The sequence below is a fragment of the Kitasatospora sp. NBC_00070 genome (genome assembly GCF_045041205.1).
Classification (GTDB): Bacteria; Actinomycetota; Actinomycetes; order Streptomycetales; family Streptomycetaceae; genus Kitasatospora.
On the sequence record NZ_CP108247.1, the window covers coordinates 6274785 to 6290523 of the forward strand.

Here is a 15739-nt window from a genome sequence, read left to right on the forward strand (position 1 = left end):
TGCGGCGTGATGGACGCCAGCGGAGTGCCCGAGGCCGGAGAGACGGCCGGTTCCTTCGTCGACCTGCTCCGGATCGAGCAGCTGGACGAGAACCTGTTCCGTGGCCGCTGCCACGCCGGAGCGCCGATGCGCGCGTTCGGCGGGCAGGTGGCCGCCCAGGCGCTGACCGCCGCCGGGCGGACGGTGGAGGCCGAGCGGCAGGTGCACTCGCTGCACGGCTACTTCCTCCGCCCGGGCGACCCCCGGCACCCGATCGACTACCAGGTGGACCGGGCCAGGGACGGTTTCTCGTACGCCACCCGGCGGGTGACGGCGGTTCAGCACGACGAGGTGATCTTCACGCTCTCCGCCTCGTTCAAGTTCCCGGAGCCGACCCCGGGGGCCAGGCAGTCCGCGATGCCCCTGGTGCCCGGCCCCGAGGAGCTGCCGGACCCGTTCCAGGCCTGGGCCGAGGCGGCGCCGAAGGACTACCGGGAGAGTGCCTTCCGCACCCTGGACCTGCGCTTCGTGCCGACCGGCACACCCGGTCTGCCACCCGAACTCCCCGGCGCCCCACAGCAGTTCGTCTGGCTGCGGACCGGCAGCCCGCTGCCCGAGGGCGACCCGCTGCTGCACGTGTGCGCGCTGACCTACCTGTCCGACCTGACGCTGGCCTCCACCACCGTGCTGACCGTGCAGCCGCACCGGATCCAGCGCACCGCCCCGGCCCGGATCATGCTCGCCTCGCTGGACCACGCGATGTGGTTCCACCGCCCGTTCCGGGCCGACGAGTGGCTGCTGTTCGCCCAGCGCAGCCCGTCCGCCTCGGACGGTCGGGGGCTGGCGCACGGCGAGTTCTACGACCGGCAGGGGAACCTGGTGGCCTCCGCCGTCCAGGAGGCCCTGCTCCGCGAGCGCCGGACCTAGTACCGTGCCCCGGGCCTGTTCAGGCCCCGTTCGCCCGAGCGATCCCGGCCCGTATCATGGTGCGGGTGACCAAGGTTGACCTGTCACCAAGGCCGGTGGAGGCGATGTCGCCCCGTCAGCTCGAACGCCGCAACAGCCTGATCTCGGCCGCCCTCGCGCTGGTGAACGAGGCCGGGGTGGAGCGACTCCAGATGAAACACGTCTGCGAGCGCTCGGGAGTGGCCCTCGGCACCGCCTACCGGTACTTCTCCTCCAAGGACCACCTGCTCGCCGCCGCGATCGCGGACTGGCACCGCCTGCTGCTCGCCGACCTGGTCGCCGAGCAGCGCGGCGCCCGGCACGGGCCGGCCGAGACCGACCGTGTGGTGCGGTTCGTCCGCAACGGCATGCGGGCCTACCAGCGGCAGCCCCAACTGGCCCGGCTCCGGGTCGCGGTGGCCGCCTCGACCGACCCGTTCGCCAGCGAGACGCTGCAGTCGCTGGCCCGGGCCGACCGGGCGGCGCTGGACGCGGTCGGCCCCCGGCTGCCCCCGGCCGCCGGTGAGCTGGTGCGGCACATCGTCGGCCACTCCTGGCAGGGCGAGCTGACCGCCTGGGTGACCGGCCGGACCACCCTGGACGACGCCCGCCGCCGGCTGGAGGACGTGGTCCGGCTGGTCCTGACGCCCTACGAGGCGGCCTGACCGCTCGTCAGCGGGGGCGGGCCGCCCGGCGCGTCCTGCCTGCTCCGGCACGGTTCGGCGGACATAGTACGAAATGTAGCTATTGTCCGACCGCAGCCCTGCCGGAGTCAGTTGATGAGCAGTCAGCCCGAGGAGCCCAGAGCCACCCTGCCCACCGACAAGGTGGTGTTCGGGGTGAGCGCCGTCGCGGTGCTCGGGGTGGTCGCCTGGGGCGTCTTCGCGGCGGACTCGCTCGGCCGGACCTCGGGCAGCGCGCTCGGCTGGGTGCTGCACAACTTCGGCTGGCTGTTCGTGGTGGCCGCCGACGTCTTCCTGGTGCTCACCGTGCTGCTGGCGTTCAGCCGGTTCGGCCGGATCAGGCTCGGCCGGGACGACGAGGAGCCGGAGTTCGACACGCTGGCCTGGATCGCGATGATGTTCAGCGCGGGCATGGGCATCGGCCTGATGTTCTACGGCGTCGGCGAGCCGCTCCAGCTGTACGCCGCACCGCAGCCCGGCTCCGGGATCGAGCCGAGGACGCCGGCCGCCGCGCAGTCGGCGCTGGAGTTCTCGCTGTTCCACTGGACCCTGCACCCGTGGGCGATCTACGCGGTCGGCGGCCTGGCCCTGGCGTACACGACCTTCCGCAAGGGCCGGGGCAACCGGATCAGCGCCGCCTTCGTCCCGCTGATCGGCACCAAGGGCGCGGACGGCTGGCCCGGCCGGGCGATCGACCTGCTGGCGGTCTTCGCCACCGTCTTCGGCTCCGCCACCAGCCTGGGCCTCGGCGCGCTCCAGGTGGCCGACGGCCTCGGCTACATCACCTCGGTCAAGTCCAGCGAGAACGTCCAACTGATCATCATCGGCTCGCTGACCGCCGCCTTCGTGCTGTCCGCCTTCTCCGGCGTGCACAAGGGCGTCAAGTGGCTCTCCACCGCCAACGTGGTGCTGGCCTGTCTGATCATGCTGTTCGTCTTCGTGTTCGGCCCCTCGGTCTACGTGCTGGACGCGATCCCCTCCACGGTCGGCGGTTACCTCGCCGACCTGACCGGGATGGCCACCCAGACCGGCGCCTTCACCGACGAGACCTGGCTCGGCTCCTGGACCATCTTCTACTGGGCCTGGTGGCTCTCCTGGGCCCCGTTCGTCGGCACCTTCATCGCGCGCATCTCGCGCGGCCGGACGATCCGTCAGTTCCTGCTCGGTGTGCTCCTGGTGCCCAGCGGCGCCACCGTGCTCTGGTTCTGCGTGATGGGCGGCACCGCGATCCGGCTGGACTCCACCGGCGCCGCCGACCTGGTCGGCACCATCCCGCAGGGGGCCGAGGCCTCGCTGTTCGAGATGCTCAGGTCGCTGCCGCTGGGCGGGGTCACCAGCGTGATCGCGGTGCTGCTGGTGATGACCTTCTTCATCACCAGCGCCGACTCCGCCTCGCTGGTGCTGGGCTCGCTCTCCAGCCGGGGTTCGCTGCACCCGAAGACCTGGCTGGTGGTGGTCTGGGGCGTGCTGATGGGCGGCGTGGCCGCCGCCCTGCTGCTGGCCGGCGGCCTGACCGCGCTGCAGAACGCCACCATCCTGGTCGCGCTGCCGTTCGTGGTGGTGATGCTGCTGCTCTGTCTGGCGCTGGTCCGCGAGCTCCGGGAGGACCCGGCGGCCGGGCCGTCCCGGCTGCACGCGGCGCACGGGCTGCGGGACGCGGTCCGGGTCGCGGTCGGCGAGGCGATGGCCGACCACCGGGCCGGGAAGCGTCCCCCGTCCGAGTGAACTGGGCCGCCCGGGGGTGACCGTTCGCCGTCGGAGCGGTCACCCGGTGCCATCCTGGGCTGCCGTCCTCCGTACCGATATCCGGACGCCCAGCCCCCGTCCAGACTTCACTCTGGCGTCGTCACTCTTTAACACCGCCCTGGAATGCTGACCATCATGAACGCTCAATCCGCCCCGGCCGCCCTGGCCCTTGAAGTGCCGCGCTTCCCGCTCCCCAAGCGGCACCGCCGCCTGATCGCCTGCGCCGCCGTGGCCGCCTCCATCGCCCTCGGATCCCTCGGCGTCGCCGCCACGGTCGAGACCGTCCAACAGGGCACCGTGGCCACGGCCAGCCGCTGACCTCTCGGCACGAGCCCCTGGGCCGTAGCCCCGGAGCGCCTGCCAGAAGCGCAGCCTCAGACCGTGATCTCGTCGTCGGTGTGGGTGGAGAACCCCTCCGGGACGAGGAGTTCGGCGCCGCGGGGCATGGCCGCGACCGCCCGCCACCAGAGCTTGAGCGCAGGCGGATCCAGCGGCTCGAACGGCTTCCCGGGCCGGGGCGCCACCAGCCGGGCGCCGAGTGCGCGGGCTGCGGCGACGGTCCGTTCGGCCGGCTCCTCCCAGGGGTGGGGGGCCAGGTTGAAGGTGCACCAGTGGATCGGGAGCAACAGGTCGCCCCCCAGGTCGAGATGGGCCCGGACGCCCTCCTCGGGGGTCATGTGCACCTCGGGCCAGAGGTCGCTGTACGCGCCGATCTGCATCATCGTCACGTCGAACGGGCCGAACCTGCGGCCGATCTCGGTGAAGCCGGGGAAGTAGCCGGTGTCGCCGCTGTGGAAGAGGCGGTGCGAGTCGCTCGCCACCACCCAGGAGGCCCACAGGACCAGCGGGTTGGCCCGGGGGCCGCGGTTGCAGTAGTGGCGGGCGGGGGTGGCGGTCAGGGTCAGCCCGGCCACCTCGGCCGACTCCCACCAGTCCAACTCGGTGATCCGTTCGGCCGGGACGCCCCAGTGCTCCAGGTGCGCGCCGATCCCGAGCGGGACGGCGAAGGCGGCGCCGGAGGCGGCCAGTGCGCGCACGGTGGGCAGGTCCAGGTGGTCGTAGTGGTCGTGCGAGATCACCACCACGTCCACCGGCCCGAGCTCGGTCAGCGGGATCGGCATCGGGTGCAGCCGCTTGGGGCCGGTCCAGCCGAACGGCGAGCAGCGCTCGCCCCAGACCGGGTCGAACAGCACCCGGCGGCCGTCCAGTTCGGCCAGCACGGTGGCGTGCCCGAGCCAGGTCAGCCGGAGCCCGTCGGCGGGCGGTTCGGCCAGCTCGATCGGCACCAGCCGGTGCAGCGGGACGGCGGCGGCGGGCTGCCGGCGGTGCCGGTTGGCGGCGAACTGCTGGCGGGTCAGCTCCAGCCGGGACCGGCCGCGGGCCAGCCGCCGGGTCGGGACCGGGTTCTGGAAGCTGCCGTCGGCGAAGTGCGGGGAGGACAGGATCCGCGCCAGCCGGGCGCCGGTCGGTTCGGTCCCGAAGGACTCGGTCCGGACCTGGCGCCAGGCGGCGCGGGGCAGTTCACCGATCGGCGGGGTGCCGGTGGTGAGGGCGGCGACCCGGGACGTCCAGGCAGCGGAGCTGGGCACGGCGCCTCCATGAGCGGGGTTGGTCCGTCCCATCGGACATTACCGGCGATATGCCGCACCGACCCGGTGGAGCGGAGGCAGGCGCTCCGTTCGGCGTAACCACCCTGCTGAGCGGCCGTCAGACCGGGTAGAACCGGGTGATCGTCTCGGCCACGCAGTGCGGCTTCGGGCTGCCCTCGCTGGTGATGGTGTACCGGACCACGGCCTGCACACCCCCGCTGACCTGCTCGGCGGAGACCAGCTCGGCGGTGGCCCGGATCGCGGTGCCGACCGGGACGGGGGCGGGGAAGCGGACCTTCTCGGAGCCGTAGTTGAGGGCCATCCTGATCCCCTCGACCGCGTAGCACTCCTTGGCCAGCACCGGGATCAGCGAGAGCGTCAGATAGCCGTGCGCGATGGTGCCCCCGAACGGGCTCTCCTTGGCGCGGACCGGATCGACGTGGATCCACTGGTGGTCACCGGTCGCCTCGGCGAACAGGTCCACCCGGGCCTGGTCGATGGTGTGCCACTCGCTGGTGCCGAGCTCGGTGCCGACCGCGGCGGTCAGGTCGGCTAGGGAGGCGTACGTCGTCACGGCTGCTCCTGGTGGGGGTGCTGACGGGGCACCGGAGAGTATGCCTACTCGCCGGTCACTTGTCAGCGCCCCTTCGAGCGGGCGGGGCGGTCAGTACGACCGGTGCAGCGACTGCCCGGCCGCCAGCAGTCGACGCCCGCTCACCAGTTCGGGGGTGATCCGGACGAACATCCGCTGCTGCCCGCCGATCCACGGGCGCGGGCCGGTGCGCAGCAGCCGCTGGTACTCGGCCTCGTCCCGGACCACCTCGGCGCGGCCGTGCACCAGGACGCTCCAGCCGCTCCGGCCGACCGGGTCGAGCAGGTCGGCCTGGAACGCGGCCACCGTCCCGTCCAGGGCCCGGCTCAGCGAACTGCCCGCGCGCAGGCCGAGGATCAGCCGGTCGTCCGGGGCCACTTCGAAGGCCACCGGGAGGACGGCCGGGAGCGCGTGTTCGGTGTACACCACGCGCCCGATGGGCACGGTGCGGAGCAGGTGCAGGCACTCGGCCTCGCTCAGGGTCTCCACGCGGTCGTCTCGGTCCATACCTCGATGGTGCCCCTCCGGCGGTGCGGTCACTAGGGCCCATGGTCCCTGAATGGCACCTGACCTGCGTCAATCCGGGTGAAAGGCCGCGCCGCCGGAGACGGACCGATAGCTTGTCGGCGGGAGCGGGCGAGTGAGGGGTGGGGACCGGTGAGCGGCGGCATCGAGCTGGTGGTGATCGGCGCGGACGGCGGGCCGGAGCGGGCCCACGCGGGATCGGCCCGGGCGGCCGACGGGGCCCGGCTGCTGGCCGCCGGGCTGCCCGGGCGCTGCTTCGATGCGGGCACCCGGGGGAGCCGGGTGACCCTGGTGCCGCCGGAGGCGGACGCCAACGCGATGCTGACCGCGCTGCGCGCGGCCGCCCAGCGCCCGGCCCGCTGGCTGGTGGTCTGCCTGCTCGGCCAGCTCGCGGTCGATCCGCGCGGCCGGCGGCTGGCCCTGGTCACCGCCGGGGCCACCCCGGACAACGCGTACCGGCGGGGGCTGGCCTGGGACTGGGTGGTGAGCACCATGGTGCACGGCGGCCAGGAGGAGACCCTGCTGCTGGTGGACGCGGTCGCGGACAAGGACGCGTGGGCCGCGCTGGAGCGGGGCGAGGATGGCGCGGGCGAGCTGCTCAGCCACTCCCGGGTGCCGCTCTGGGGCCGGGTGGCCAGGTACGCCGGTCCGCGCCGGGGCCGGGAGGCCGTCCTGCCGGGTGGCGAGGGCTCGTTCAGCTGGGCGCTGGACCGGGTGCTGGAGCACGGGCTGCCCGGTGCGCCCGCGGCGGTCGCCCCGGTGGATCTCCAGCCCGCGCTGGAGCAGGAGCTGGCCTGGGCCGAGTCGGGGTACGGGCCGGGCCAGGTACGGCTGTTGACACCGGGGGAGCAGGGGAGGCTGCTGTTGCGCAATCGGGCTGCCGTGCGGGGCGCATTGGCCGGATTGTCGCTTTCTGAGGAACTGTTGGCAGTTCTGTGGCGCGAAAGTGCCCCAACCGATCCGCCTTCCGCGTAAGGTCAGGGGGCCCGAGGTGTTGCCGGGGCGAGGCGAGTTGGCGAAGAATCAATGCCTCGTGAGCGGTGGTTCGGGACGGCGGAAATCTGCTGCGGTCGGCGCTCCGTTCGGAGCCGGCCGCGATGAGGTGGGGCGAATGCGGCAGCGCGTCATTACAGTGCGCCCTGGGGCGGTTGGGGTCGGTGGGCTGACACTGCTGCTGCTCACTTCCTGCGGCGCGGCGGACGGCGGGAGTTCCACCGATCGGCTGCCGGATGTCACGGCCGCCCCAACTGTCCCCGGTGTCACGCCGAGTGGCTCCGCGGAGATCGGGAACGCGCCCACCGAGGGAGCCGACGGCGCCGTCGGGCGGGTGGTCCTGAGGGCCTATCAGGGCTGGTGGGAGGCGCGGGTCACGGCTTTCGGCCAACCCGAGCAGGACCCGGCGGCCGTTCGCGGCTTCGCCGCCGACCAGGCCCTGAGCGACACCCTGATCACCCGTCAGCAGCTCCGCGACTCCAAGCTGGTGATGATCGGAGCACCGCGCAACTCACCTTTGGTGAAGTCGATTCGGCTCACCGATAATCCGCCGTCCGCGACCGTCGAGGACTGCCTCGACGTGACCGACTGGCACCAGGCGGATGCCGGCACCAAGGCGGTGCGCGATCCCGCATCGCGCCTGACCCGGTACGTCGCCACAGCCACGCTCCGGAAAGCGGACTCGCGCTGGCTGATCGTGGACTTCAAACGCGAGGAGGCCCGGTCGTGTTGAGAACTTCGCCAGGAATCTTGGTTCGTGTCCTGCTGATGATCGGAATGCTGGCGGCGACGATCACCCCGGCCGCCGCCGATGAGCCCGGCGGCACGGTGAATCCGTGCGCCACCAGGGATATCTGCATCATCGTGCACGAGCCGGGCAGCACCACCAGCGGAACCCCGGGCGGCGGCGGCTCCGAGACGGTCGCCGACAAGTGCTACTGGGACCACGCGGAGATCGCCTGCTGGGACGACCAGCTCGGCTGGTTCAGCAACGCGACCGGGTGCTACTACAAGTTGGAGAAGCCCAAGCCGCCGGCCGACAACCGGGCCTGGGGCGGTCGCGACCCCGCGACCGGTGAGATCTACCAGGTCAGTTGCCGGGACAGCTCGACCAGCGTGCGGGGGCCGCAGTTCTTCGACAAGGCACCGGCCGGCCCGCCGCCGGTCGACGACGTGGTGCAACTGCGCCGGGAGGCGCTGGAGAAGCTGCACCTGGTGCCGCCGGCCATGCACGCCGCTCCGGCGGGCAGCGCGGTGACCGGGGCCCCGCTCTGGCTCTGGTACGACCGCAGCCCGGCCAGCGTCGGTCCGCTGACCGGGACGGCCAAGGGGAACGTGATCAGCGTGACCGCCACCGCCGAGGTGCGCGAGGTGATCTGGGACATGGACGACGGACACACCGTCAGCTGCCCCGGGGCCGGCACGCCGTACCAGGCCGACCAGGGCCGGACGGAGTCGCCGGACTGCAAGTACGTCTACCGGAGCAGCTCGGCGCATCGCGCGGACGGGAAGCTCTACCTGGTCGCCACCGCGATCTGGCGGATCTCGGCCACCCGGAGCGACAGCAAGTCCTCGCTCGTCTTCGACTACCCCGTCCCGGCCGCCGCCCCGCTGCCGCTCCGGGTGGCCGAGGTCCAGCTGCTCAACTGACCGGCTCCCGACCGCCGGACGCAGCACGGCAGCACCCGTCCGGCTCACGCCGGCCCCACACCGGAACCGCACTGCACCGCACCGCACCGCCCCCGTACGAAAGGCCGAAGCCCGGTGGAGCACCGAACCTTCCCCTCGCCGAGCCCCGGCGCCGCGACCGCGAGCCCCGGCCCGGTCACCGAGCCGGGCCGGGGTGCCCCCGGCGGCCCGCCGCGCACCCCGCCGCGCACGCTGCGGGCCCGGCGCCGGCGCCCCGCGGTGCTGGCGATGGCGGTGGCGATGGTCGCGGCCGGCGGCCTGGGCGGTGCGGTGCTCTACAACAGCACCGGACAGCGGATCGCCGTGCTGGCGCTGGCCCGTGACGTACCGAAGGGTCAGGCGATCGGCGCCGAGGACCTGGTGGTGGCCCGGATCGCCTCCGACCCGGTGCTCCGGCCGCTGGGCGCCGGGGAGCGGACCAAGGCGGTCGGGTTGCGGGCCACCGGCGACCTGCGCCGGGGAGCGCTGCTGGTGAAGGCCGACCTGACCGACGACCCGCTGGTCGAGCCCGGCCAGAGCGTGGTCGGGGTCGCCACCAAGCGGAACCAACTCCCGGCCACCAAGCTGCAACCGGGGGACCGGGTGCTGGTGGTCTCCACCCCGGATGCGGGCCAGAACGGCACCACCGTGCGCACCCCCGAGACGCTCGCGGTCCGGGTGGTGACGGTCGGCAAGCCGGACACCGACGGCAGCGTGGTGATCGACGTGGCGGCGGCGCCCGCGGACGGCACCCGGCTGGCCGCCTGGGTGGCGACCGGCAAGGTGCAGATCATCCTGGCGCCGCGGACCGGCTCTGCCGCCCCGACCCCGACCCCGACCCCGGCCCCGTCGCCGAGCGGGAGCGCGGCCTGATGGCCGTGATCGCGGTGGTCGGCGGCCCGGGTGCGCCCGGCGCCACCACCGGCGCGCTCGCCCTGCTGCTGGCCTGGCCGCTGCCGCCGGGCCGCCGGGTCCTGCTGGTGGAGTGCGACCCGGACGGCGGCGCGGTGCTGGCCGGTGCGCTGGAGGGCCGGGTGGAGGCGGTCTTCGGGCTCCGTAACCTGGCCGTCGCGGACCGCCGGGGCCTGCTCGCCCAGACCCTCTGGGACCAGCTGATCGACCTCTCCCCGGGCGGCACCGGTGACCGCCTGCTGCTGCCGGGCCTGACCGACCCGGCCCAGGCGCCGGGTCTCGCGTACACCTGGGAGCCGCTGCTGGAGGCGCTGCACGCGCTCGAACCGCAGGGCTACGACGTGATCCTCGACCTCGGCCGCTCCGGTGCGCACGGGCCCGGCGCGGTGCTGACCCGGCGGGCCGACGTGGTGGCGGTCGCGCTGCGCAGCACGCTGCGCGGCCTGAGCGCGACCAGGCCCCGGCTGGCCGCGCTGCGCGAGGACCTGGAGCACGCGGGCACCGGCGCGGACGGCCTCGCCCTGCTGCTGGTCGCCGAGGGGCCCTACCCGGCGGCCGAGGTCTCCCGGCAGTTCGGGGTGCCGGTGCTCGGGGTGCTGCCGTACGTGCCGCGCACCGCCCGGCTGCTCTCGGACGGCGGGGACACCACCGACCGGCGGTTCATCCGCTCCGAGCTGATGCGCACCGCCCGGAGCACCGCCGACCAGATCCAGCTGCTGGTCCGGCGCCGCCGCGAGCGGCTGGCACCGGCGGTCGCCCCGGGCGCCGCACCCCTCCTCGCACCGCCGCCGCCGGCGGCCCAACCCCCGTCGGAGTCGCACCCGTTGGCCTACCCGCAGCAGCCGTACCCGCAGCAGTCCGCCGGGCCGGAGCCGTACGGGCAGCAGCCCTACGGGCACCAGCCGTACGGCCAGCAGCCCTACCCCCAGCACGCCTATCCGGCGCCGCCCGCACCGCAGCAGCCGTACCCGGTGCCGCCCGCACCGCAGCAGCCGTACCCGGTGCCGCCGGTGCCGCAGCCGGCGGCGCCCGCGCCGTTCCCCGGTCAGGGCGAGTCGCGGCCGCAGGACCAGCCCCCGGTCTACGGGCAGGTGCTCCGTGCGCGGTAGCCCGCTCCACGACCCGCTGCACAAGCCCGCGAGCGCCGATCCGGCCGGGCTGCCCTGGACGGCGGCCCCGCCGGTGATACCGAGCGCGAGCCCGGTCGGCCAGTTCACCACCGGACCGGTCAACGCCGGTGCGGCGGCGGCCGGTTCGGTCCCGATGATCCAGCCGGTCGCGGTCAAGCCGATGGTCGACCAGCAGGTGGCCAGGGAGCTCAAGCGCCAGGTCGCGGCCGAGCTGCACCAGCAGCTCAGCCGGCTGGCGGACAGCTCCGGGGTCGAGGCGGACCGGGCCACCCGGCGGCAGCGCGGCCGGGCGCTGATCGACGAGGCGGTGGCCCGCTGGTCGGACGCGTACGCGCAGACCCACGGCATCCCGCCGACCCGGGAGCAGGACCGGGCGCTCGCCGAGACCGTCTACGACCTGCTGTTCCGGGCCGGGCGGCTGCAGCCCTACCTGGACGACCCGGACATCGAGAACATCCTGATCAACGGCTGCGACGACGTGTGGATCTCCAAGGTGCACCAACCGCTGCGCCAGGTCCCGCCGGTGGCCGAGAGCGACGAGGAACTGGTCGAGCTGCTCCAGGACCTGGCCCGGCAGCACGGCGGCGGCGAGCGCAGCCTCTCCACCGCCAGCCCGACCCTGGCGCTGCGGCTGGAGGGCGGGATGCGCCTGCAGGCGCTGACCGAGGTGACGCCCCGTCCGTACGTGGCGATCCGCCGGCACCGGGTGGCCTCGGCCACCCTCGCCGACCTGGTCCAACTCGGCACCGTGGACGCCACCCTGGCGTCCTTCCTGGCCTCGGCGATCCGGGCCAGGAAGAACGTGATGATCACCGGCACCCAGGGGGTCGGCAAGACCAGCCTGCTGCGTGCGATGGCCGCCGAGATCCCGCCGGACGAACGGGTCGGCACGCTGGAGTCGGAGTTCGAACTCTGGCTGCACACCCTGGGCCACCTGCGCCAGGTGGTCCCGATGGAGGCCCGGGAGGGCAACGGCGAGCGGGTGGACGGCCGCATGGCCGGTGAGCTGACGATCGGTGAACTGATCCCGGCGGCCCTGCGGATGACGCTGTCCCGGATCATCGTCGGCGAGGTCCGCTCGGGCGAGGTGGTCCCGATGCTGCGGGTGATGACCAACGGCGAGGGCGGCTCGATGTGTACCCTGCACGCGCGCGGCCCGCACATGGTGGTCGACCGGATCGCCGAACTCTGCCTGGAGTACGGCTCGCACATGACCGACAGCCTGGCCTACCGGCTGACCGCCAACGCGGTCGACCTGATCGTGCACGTGGCGATGGTGGACGAGACGGCCGTCGGCGGCGCCCGGCACCGCTTCGTCTCGCACGTGCTGGAGGTCACCGGCCTCGGTGAGAGCGGCCGCCCGGCCACCAACACGGTGTTCGGCCCGCGCCCCGACCTGGGCGAGCCCCGGGCCGTGCCGCACACCCCGCCGAACTGCCTGGACGACCTGCGCCGGGCGGGTTTCGACGCCGGGCTGCTGCAGTCCGCGTACGGGAGTTGGGGCGCCCCGTTGAACCTGCGGATCGGAGGGATGCGCTGATGCTGCTCTTCGTCCTGTGCGGACTGTCGGTGGCGGGCGGCCTGGTCGCCCTGGTGGCCGGGGTGTACGGGAAGGAGCCGGTGGCGGCCGAGCCCGGTGCCTGGTCGGACCGGCTCACCCCGTCGGCCCGCCGTCGGCTGTCGGTGCAGGCCGCGCTGGCGGTGCTGGGCAGCTGCTGGTTGATCCTGAGCGGCCGGCCGCCGGTGTCGATCGGGTTGCTCGCCCTGCTGGTCTTCGGCCTGCCCTGGGTGATCGGTGCCACCCGGGCCGACATGCACCGGATCGACCGCCTGGAGGCGCTCGCCGAGTGGACCCAACGGTTGGGTGACGTCCTGCTGTTGGGGGTCGGCCTGAACCAGGCGATCGTGACCAGCCGCCGGACCGCGCCGCCCGCGCTGGAGGCCGAGATCGCCGAGCTGAGCGCCCGGCTGCAGTCCCGCTGGCGGCCGGAGGAGGCGCTCCGGGCGTTCGCCGACACACTGGGCGACGCCACCTCCGACAAGGTGCTGGCCGCGCTGGTGCTGCGGGCCGGTGACACCGGCCCCGGCCTGGCCCGGACGCTGGCCGACCTGGCCACCTCGGTCCGTGAGGAGGTGCGGCAGCGCCGGGTGATCGAGGCGGACCGGGCGAAGCACCGCACCACCATCCGCTGGCTGCTGATGATCATCATGCTGGTGCTGGTGGTCGGCTTCTTCAACGAACGGTACTCCCAGCCCTACGCCACTCTGGTGGGCCAACTGGTGCTCGGGGTAGTGCTGTTGCTGTTCGTGCTGGTGATCGCCTGGATGCGCAAGCTGGCCACCTCGCGTCCGCTGCCGCGGCTGCTGGAGCCGGATCGGCGGAGCAAGGCCCGCCCGGTCCCCACCGCTGCGGCCGAGGACGCGGCGCCGGGGACCGGTCGGAACGCGCCGTCGGTCGGCCCGTTCGTCAAGGAGGGCACGTGATTTCGGTCTGGGCCGTACTGGCCGGCGCCCTGCTGCTCGGCGGCGTGGCCGCGATCGCCTCCGAACTCCGGCCCGCTCCACCGGACCTGGGCCAGGCGTTGGACCGGCTGCACCGCACCCCGGCCGACTACGCCGAGCGGACCGACCCGGACGTCAGCTGGGTGGACCGGATCGGTCACCGGTCGCTCCGGCTGGCAGGCGCCCGGATTCCGCACCGGCAGTTGTCGATGATCGGCCGGAGCCCGGCGCGGTTCGTGGCGCACAAGCTGCTGTTCGCGCTGATCGGGCTGATGACGCCCGGCTACCTGGTGCTGGTCTCCGTCCTGGTGGATTGGCAGCTCCCCTGGATGGTGCCAGTGCTGGTCGGTCCGGCACTGGCCCTGCTGGGCTGGCTGCTGCCGGACGGCATCGTCGCGGGCGAGGCCAAGGAGGCCCGGACGGAGTACCTGCACGGGATCGCCGCCTACCTCGAACTGGTCGCGCTGGAGCGGGCTGCCGACTGCGGGCCCGCCGAGGCGCTGCGCCGGGCGGCAGTGGTCGGCCGGTCCACCGTGTTCCGCCGGATCAGGGACGCGCTGGAGCGGGCCGCCACCGACCGGCTGCCGCCCTGGGACGGACTGGACGCGCTGGCCACCGAACTCGGTCTGACGCCGCTTCAGGACGTCGCCGACATCATGCGGCTGTCCGGCAGCGACGGTGCCGCCGTGTACGACACCCTGCGGGCCCGCTCCAAGAGCCTGCGCGACGAACTCCTGGCCGAGGACCTGGCCAGGGCAAACGCCGACAGCGAGCGGATGGTCGCGCCTGGTGCGGCGCTCACCCTGCTCATGACGGTGCTCATCGCATTCCCCGCGCTGTACCAGATGCTCAACGTGATCTAGCCGCTCCTCCTTCCTCCGTCGACCTGGAGACCACACCATGGTTGCTCTGCGAAATCTGCTCACGGCGCTGTTCCTGCCCGTGAAACTCTGCCTGTTCGTCTTCCACCACCGGGTCGGCCGGGTCCGCGCGGCCCGGGCGGCCGGCGACCGTGGGGCCATCAGCATCGAACTCGCCCTGGCGGTCATCGTGCTGGTGGGCATCGCGGTCGCCGTCCTGGCCGTCGTGATGCGCCTGGCCAACACCGTGAAGGGCAAGGTCCCGACGGACCCGGTCGTCACCGCGGCACCGTGAACCGACGCCCGACGAGTCGTCCCCGCCGGGGGGAGCGGGGCGCGCTGACCCTCAGCCTCGCCCTGGTCTTCCCGGTGGTGCTCTTCCTGGTCTTCCTCGTGGTCCAGGCCGCGCTGTACTGGTATGCGGGCCAGGCCGCGTTGACGGCTGCCCGCGAGGGGGCCGACGCGGGCCGGGTCCAGGGCGGGACGCCGGAGGCGGGGGAGCAGCGGGCCAGGGATTTCCTGACCCGGGTCGGCCGGCTGGCCGAGCCGGTCACGGTGGACCCCGACGGGGGGGACCTCACCACCTTCAAGATCGTGGTGACCGTCCGGCCGCTTGCGGTGCTGCCGGGCTTCGACCAGTACTCCGTCACCCGTCAGGTGACGGCCCCCCGGGAGAAGTTCGTGCCTCAGGTGGCCCAGCCGTGAGGCGGCTCAAGGCGGCGGGGGGCAGCGGAGACCGGGGCAGCGCAGCGCTGGAGGCCGCCATCATCGCGCCGGTGCTGGTCGTGTTCGTGCTGATCGTGGTGGCGGCCGGGCGTATTCAGAGCACCGGCGGGGTAGTTGATGCGGCAGCCCGTTCCGGCGCCCGGGCGGCCTCGTTGGCCCGTACGCCGGAGGGGGCTCAGCAGGCGGCGGGGGACGCGGTGCTGGAGGTGCTCAGGGGGCAGGGGGTGCCGTGCCCGCAGCCGGTGAACCCGCCGATCGAGTACGGGACCCTGGAGACCCCGGCCGGTCCGGTCACCACCGTGACGGTGCAGGTGAGTTGTACCGTCCGGCTGAGCGACCTGCTGATCGACATCACGCCCGGCAGCAAGACCATGACCGCCAGCTTCACCTCGGTGCTGGACCACTACCGGGGGACCGAAGCGGGAACGAAGGAGAGGAAGCCGTGAGAGCACGGCGGTGCGGCGGTGCGGACGACGGCTCGATCGCGCTGTTCGTCGCCATCTGCGCCGCGGGGCTGGTGATGATGGTCGGGATCGTGCTGGAGGCGGGGGGCCGGCTGCGGGCGATCGAGACCGCCGACGCCCAGGCCCAGGAAGTGGCCCGGGTGGTCGGGCAACAACTCGACGAGCGCGCGCTGTTGCGCGGTGGGGGTTACCTGCTCACCCAGGACGTGGCCGCCGCCCAGGTGGCCGCCGAGGCCTACCTGCGGCCGTACGGTCTGCACGCCGAGATCGCGTTCCGGGACGGTCGCACGGTGCTGGTGGACATCCGGGCCCAGTACCGGACCACCCTGCTCGGCGCGCTCGCGGTGCAGTCGCTGGAGGTGCGCGGGCACGGCTCCGCCACTCTGGTGCACGGCGTCAAGGAAGCGGAGACTGCCTGAATGGGT

The 15739-nt window shown here is 73.4% G+C and carries 19 protein-coding genes; 16 read left to right on the forward strand and 3 right to left on the reverse strand.

From position 1 onward, the window contains the following. Positions 1-9 precede the first annotated feature (9 nt). From OHV05_RS28555 to OHV05_RS28570, 4 genes are all read left to right on the forward strand, one after another. Positions 10-906 carry an acyl-CoA thioesterase gene (locus OHV05_RS28555; RefSeq protein ID WP_405021566.1) on the forward strand — a complete coding sequence of 299 codons (897 nt, stop codon included), beginning with the start codon at positions 10-12 and terminating at the stop codon, positions 904-906. Positions 907-971: 65 nt separating this feature from the next. Next, a complete protein-coding gene (locus tag OHV05_RS28560; protein ID WP_403032263.1) occupies positions 972-1589 on the forward strand; it encodes a TetR/AcrR family transcriptional regulator in 618 nt (205 codons plus the stop codon). 114 nt (positions 1590-1703) lie between these two features. Beyond that, positions 1704-3332: a BCCT family transporter gene (locus OHV05_RS28565; protein ID WP_405020227.1), complete on the forward strand. Its 1629-nt coding sequence runs from the start codon at positions 1704-1706 to the stop codon at positions 3330-3332. 156 nt (positions 3333-3488) lie between these two features. Then, entirely contained in the window at positions 3489-3671 is a 183-nt protein-coding gene (locus tag OHV05_RS28570; RefSeq protein WP_405020228.1) for a hypothetical protein, read from the forward strand. 56 nt (positions 3672-3727) lie between these two features. Here OHV05_RS28570 and OHV05_RS28575 read toward each other — a convergent pair whose 3' ends face one another. From OHV05_RS28575 to OHV05_RS28585, 3 genes are all read right to left on the reverse strand, one after another. After that, positions 3728-4882, reverse strand: a complete 1155-nt coding sequence (locus OHV05_RS28575) for an MBL fold metallo-hydrolase (RefSeq protein WP_405021567.1) — start codon at positions 4880-4882, stop codon at positions 3728-3730. Positions 4883-5060: 178 nt separating this feature from the next. Further along, complete coding sequence (locus tag OHV05_RS28580; RefSeq protein ID WP_184912158.1) at positions 5061-5516, reverse strand: MaoC family dehydratase; 456 nt, start codon at positions 5514-5516, stop codon at positions 5061-5063. 90 nt (positions 5517-5606) lie between these two features. Then, on the reverse strand, positions 5607-6041 hold the full coding sequence (locus OHV05_RS28585) for a pyridoxamine 5'-phosphate oxidase family protein (RefSeq protein ID WP_403032252.1): 435 nt from the start codon (positions 6039-6041) through the stop codon (positions 5607-5609). A gap of 150 nt (positions 6042-6191) precedes the next feature. Between OHV05_RS28585 and OHV05_RS28590 the strand changes: the two genes are divergently transcribed. The 12 genes from OHV05_RS28590 to OHV05_RS28645 all read left to right on the forward strand — a co-directional run bounded on the left by OHV05_RS28590 (position 6192) and on the right by OHV05_RS28645 (position 15733). Beyond that, positions 6192-7034: a hypothetical protein gene (locus OHV05_RS28590; RefSeq protein WP_405020229.1), complete on the forward strand. Its 843-nt coding sequence runs from the start codon at positions 6192-6194 to the stop codon at positions 7032-7034. A gap of 136 nt (positions 7035-7170) precedes the next feature. After that, positions 7171-7785, forward strand: a complete 615-nt coding sequence (locus OHV05_RS28595; RefSeq protein ID WP_405020230.1) for a hypothetical protein — start codon at positions 7171-7173, stop codon at positions 7783-7785. A gap of 35 nt (positions 7786-7820) precedes the next feature. Continuing rightward, positions 7821-8702, forward strand: coding sequence for a hypothetical protein (locus OHV05_RS28600; protein WP_405020231.1), 882 nt, complete (start codon positions 7821-7823; stop codon positions 8700-8702). 114 nt (positions 8703-8816) lie between these two features. Then, entirely contained in the window at positions 8817-9593 is a 777-nt protein-coding gene (locus OHV05_RS28605) for an SAF domain-containing protein (protein WP_405020232.1), read from the forward strand. Beyond that, positions 9593-10741, forward strand: a complete 1149-nt coding sequence (locus OHV05_RS28610) for a hypothetical protein (RefSeq protein WP_405020233.1) — start codon at positions 9593-9595, stop codon at positions 10739-10741. The genes OHV05_RS28605 and OHV05_RS28610 overlap by 1 nt, the downstream gene beginning before the upstream one ends. Then, on the forward strand, positions 10731-12302 hold the full coding sequence (locus tag OHV05_RS28615) for a CpaF family protein (protein ID WP_405020234.1): 1572 nt from the start codon (positions 10731-10733) through the stop codon (positions 12300-12302). The genes OHV05_RS28610 and OHV05_RS28615 overlap by 11 nt, the downstream gene beginning before the upstream one ends. Further along, on the forward strand, positions 12302-13246 hold the full coding sequence (locus OHV05_RS28620) for a type II secretion system F family protein (RefSeq protein ID WP_405020235.1): 945 nt from the start codon (positions 12302-12304) through the stop codon (positions 13244-13246). The genes OHV05_RS28615 and OHV05_RS28620 overlap by 1 nt, the downstream gene beginning before the upstream one ends. After that, positions 13243-14127, forward strand: coding sequence for a hypothetical protein (locus OHV05_RS28625; RefSeq protein WP_405020236.1), 885 nt, complete (start codon positions 13243-13245; stop codon positions 14125-14127). The genes OHV05_RS28620 and OHV05_RS28625 overlap by 4 nt, the downstream gene beginning before the upstream one ends. A gap of 37 nt (positions 14128-14164) precedes the next feature. Next, positions 14165-14419: a hypothetical protein gene (locus OHV05_RS28630; protein ID WP_403032228.1), complete on the forward strand. Its 255-nt coding sequence runs from the start codon at positions 14165-14167 to the stop codon at positions 14417-14419. Next, positions 14416-14829: a TadE/TadG family type IV pilus assembly protein gene (locus OHV05_RS28635; protein WP_405020237.1), complete on the forward strand. Its 414-nt coding sequence runs from the start codon at positions 14416-14418 to the stop codon at positions 14827-14829. Before OHV05_RS28630 ends, OHV05_RS28635 begins: the two co-directional genes overlap by 4 nt. Beyond that, entirely contained in the window at positions 14826-15296 is a 471-nt protein-coding gene (locus OHV05_RS28640; RefSeq protein ID WP_405020238.1) for a TadE/TadG family type IV pilus assembly protein, read from the forward strand. The genes OHV05_RS28635 and OHV05_RS28640 overlap by 4 nt, the downstream gene beginning before the upstream one ends. Beyond that, positions 15293-15733 (forward strand): hypothetical protein, encoded by a 441-nt coding sequence (locus OHV05_RS28645; RefSeq protein ID WP_405020239.1) that lies wholly within the window; start codon positions 15293-15295, stop codon positions 15731-15733. The genes OHV05_RS28640 and OHV05_RS28645 overlap by 4 nt, the downstream gene beginning before the upstream one ends. Positions 15734-15739 lie beyond the last annotated feature (6 nt).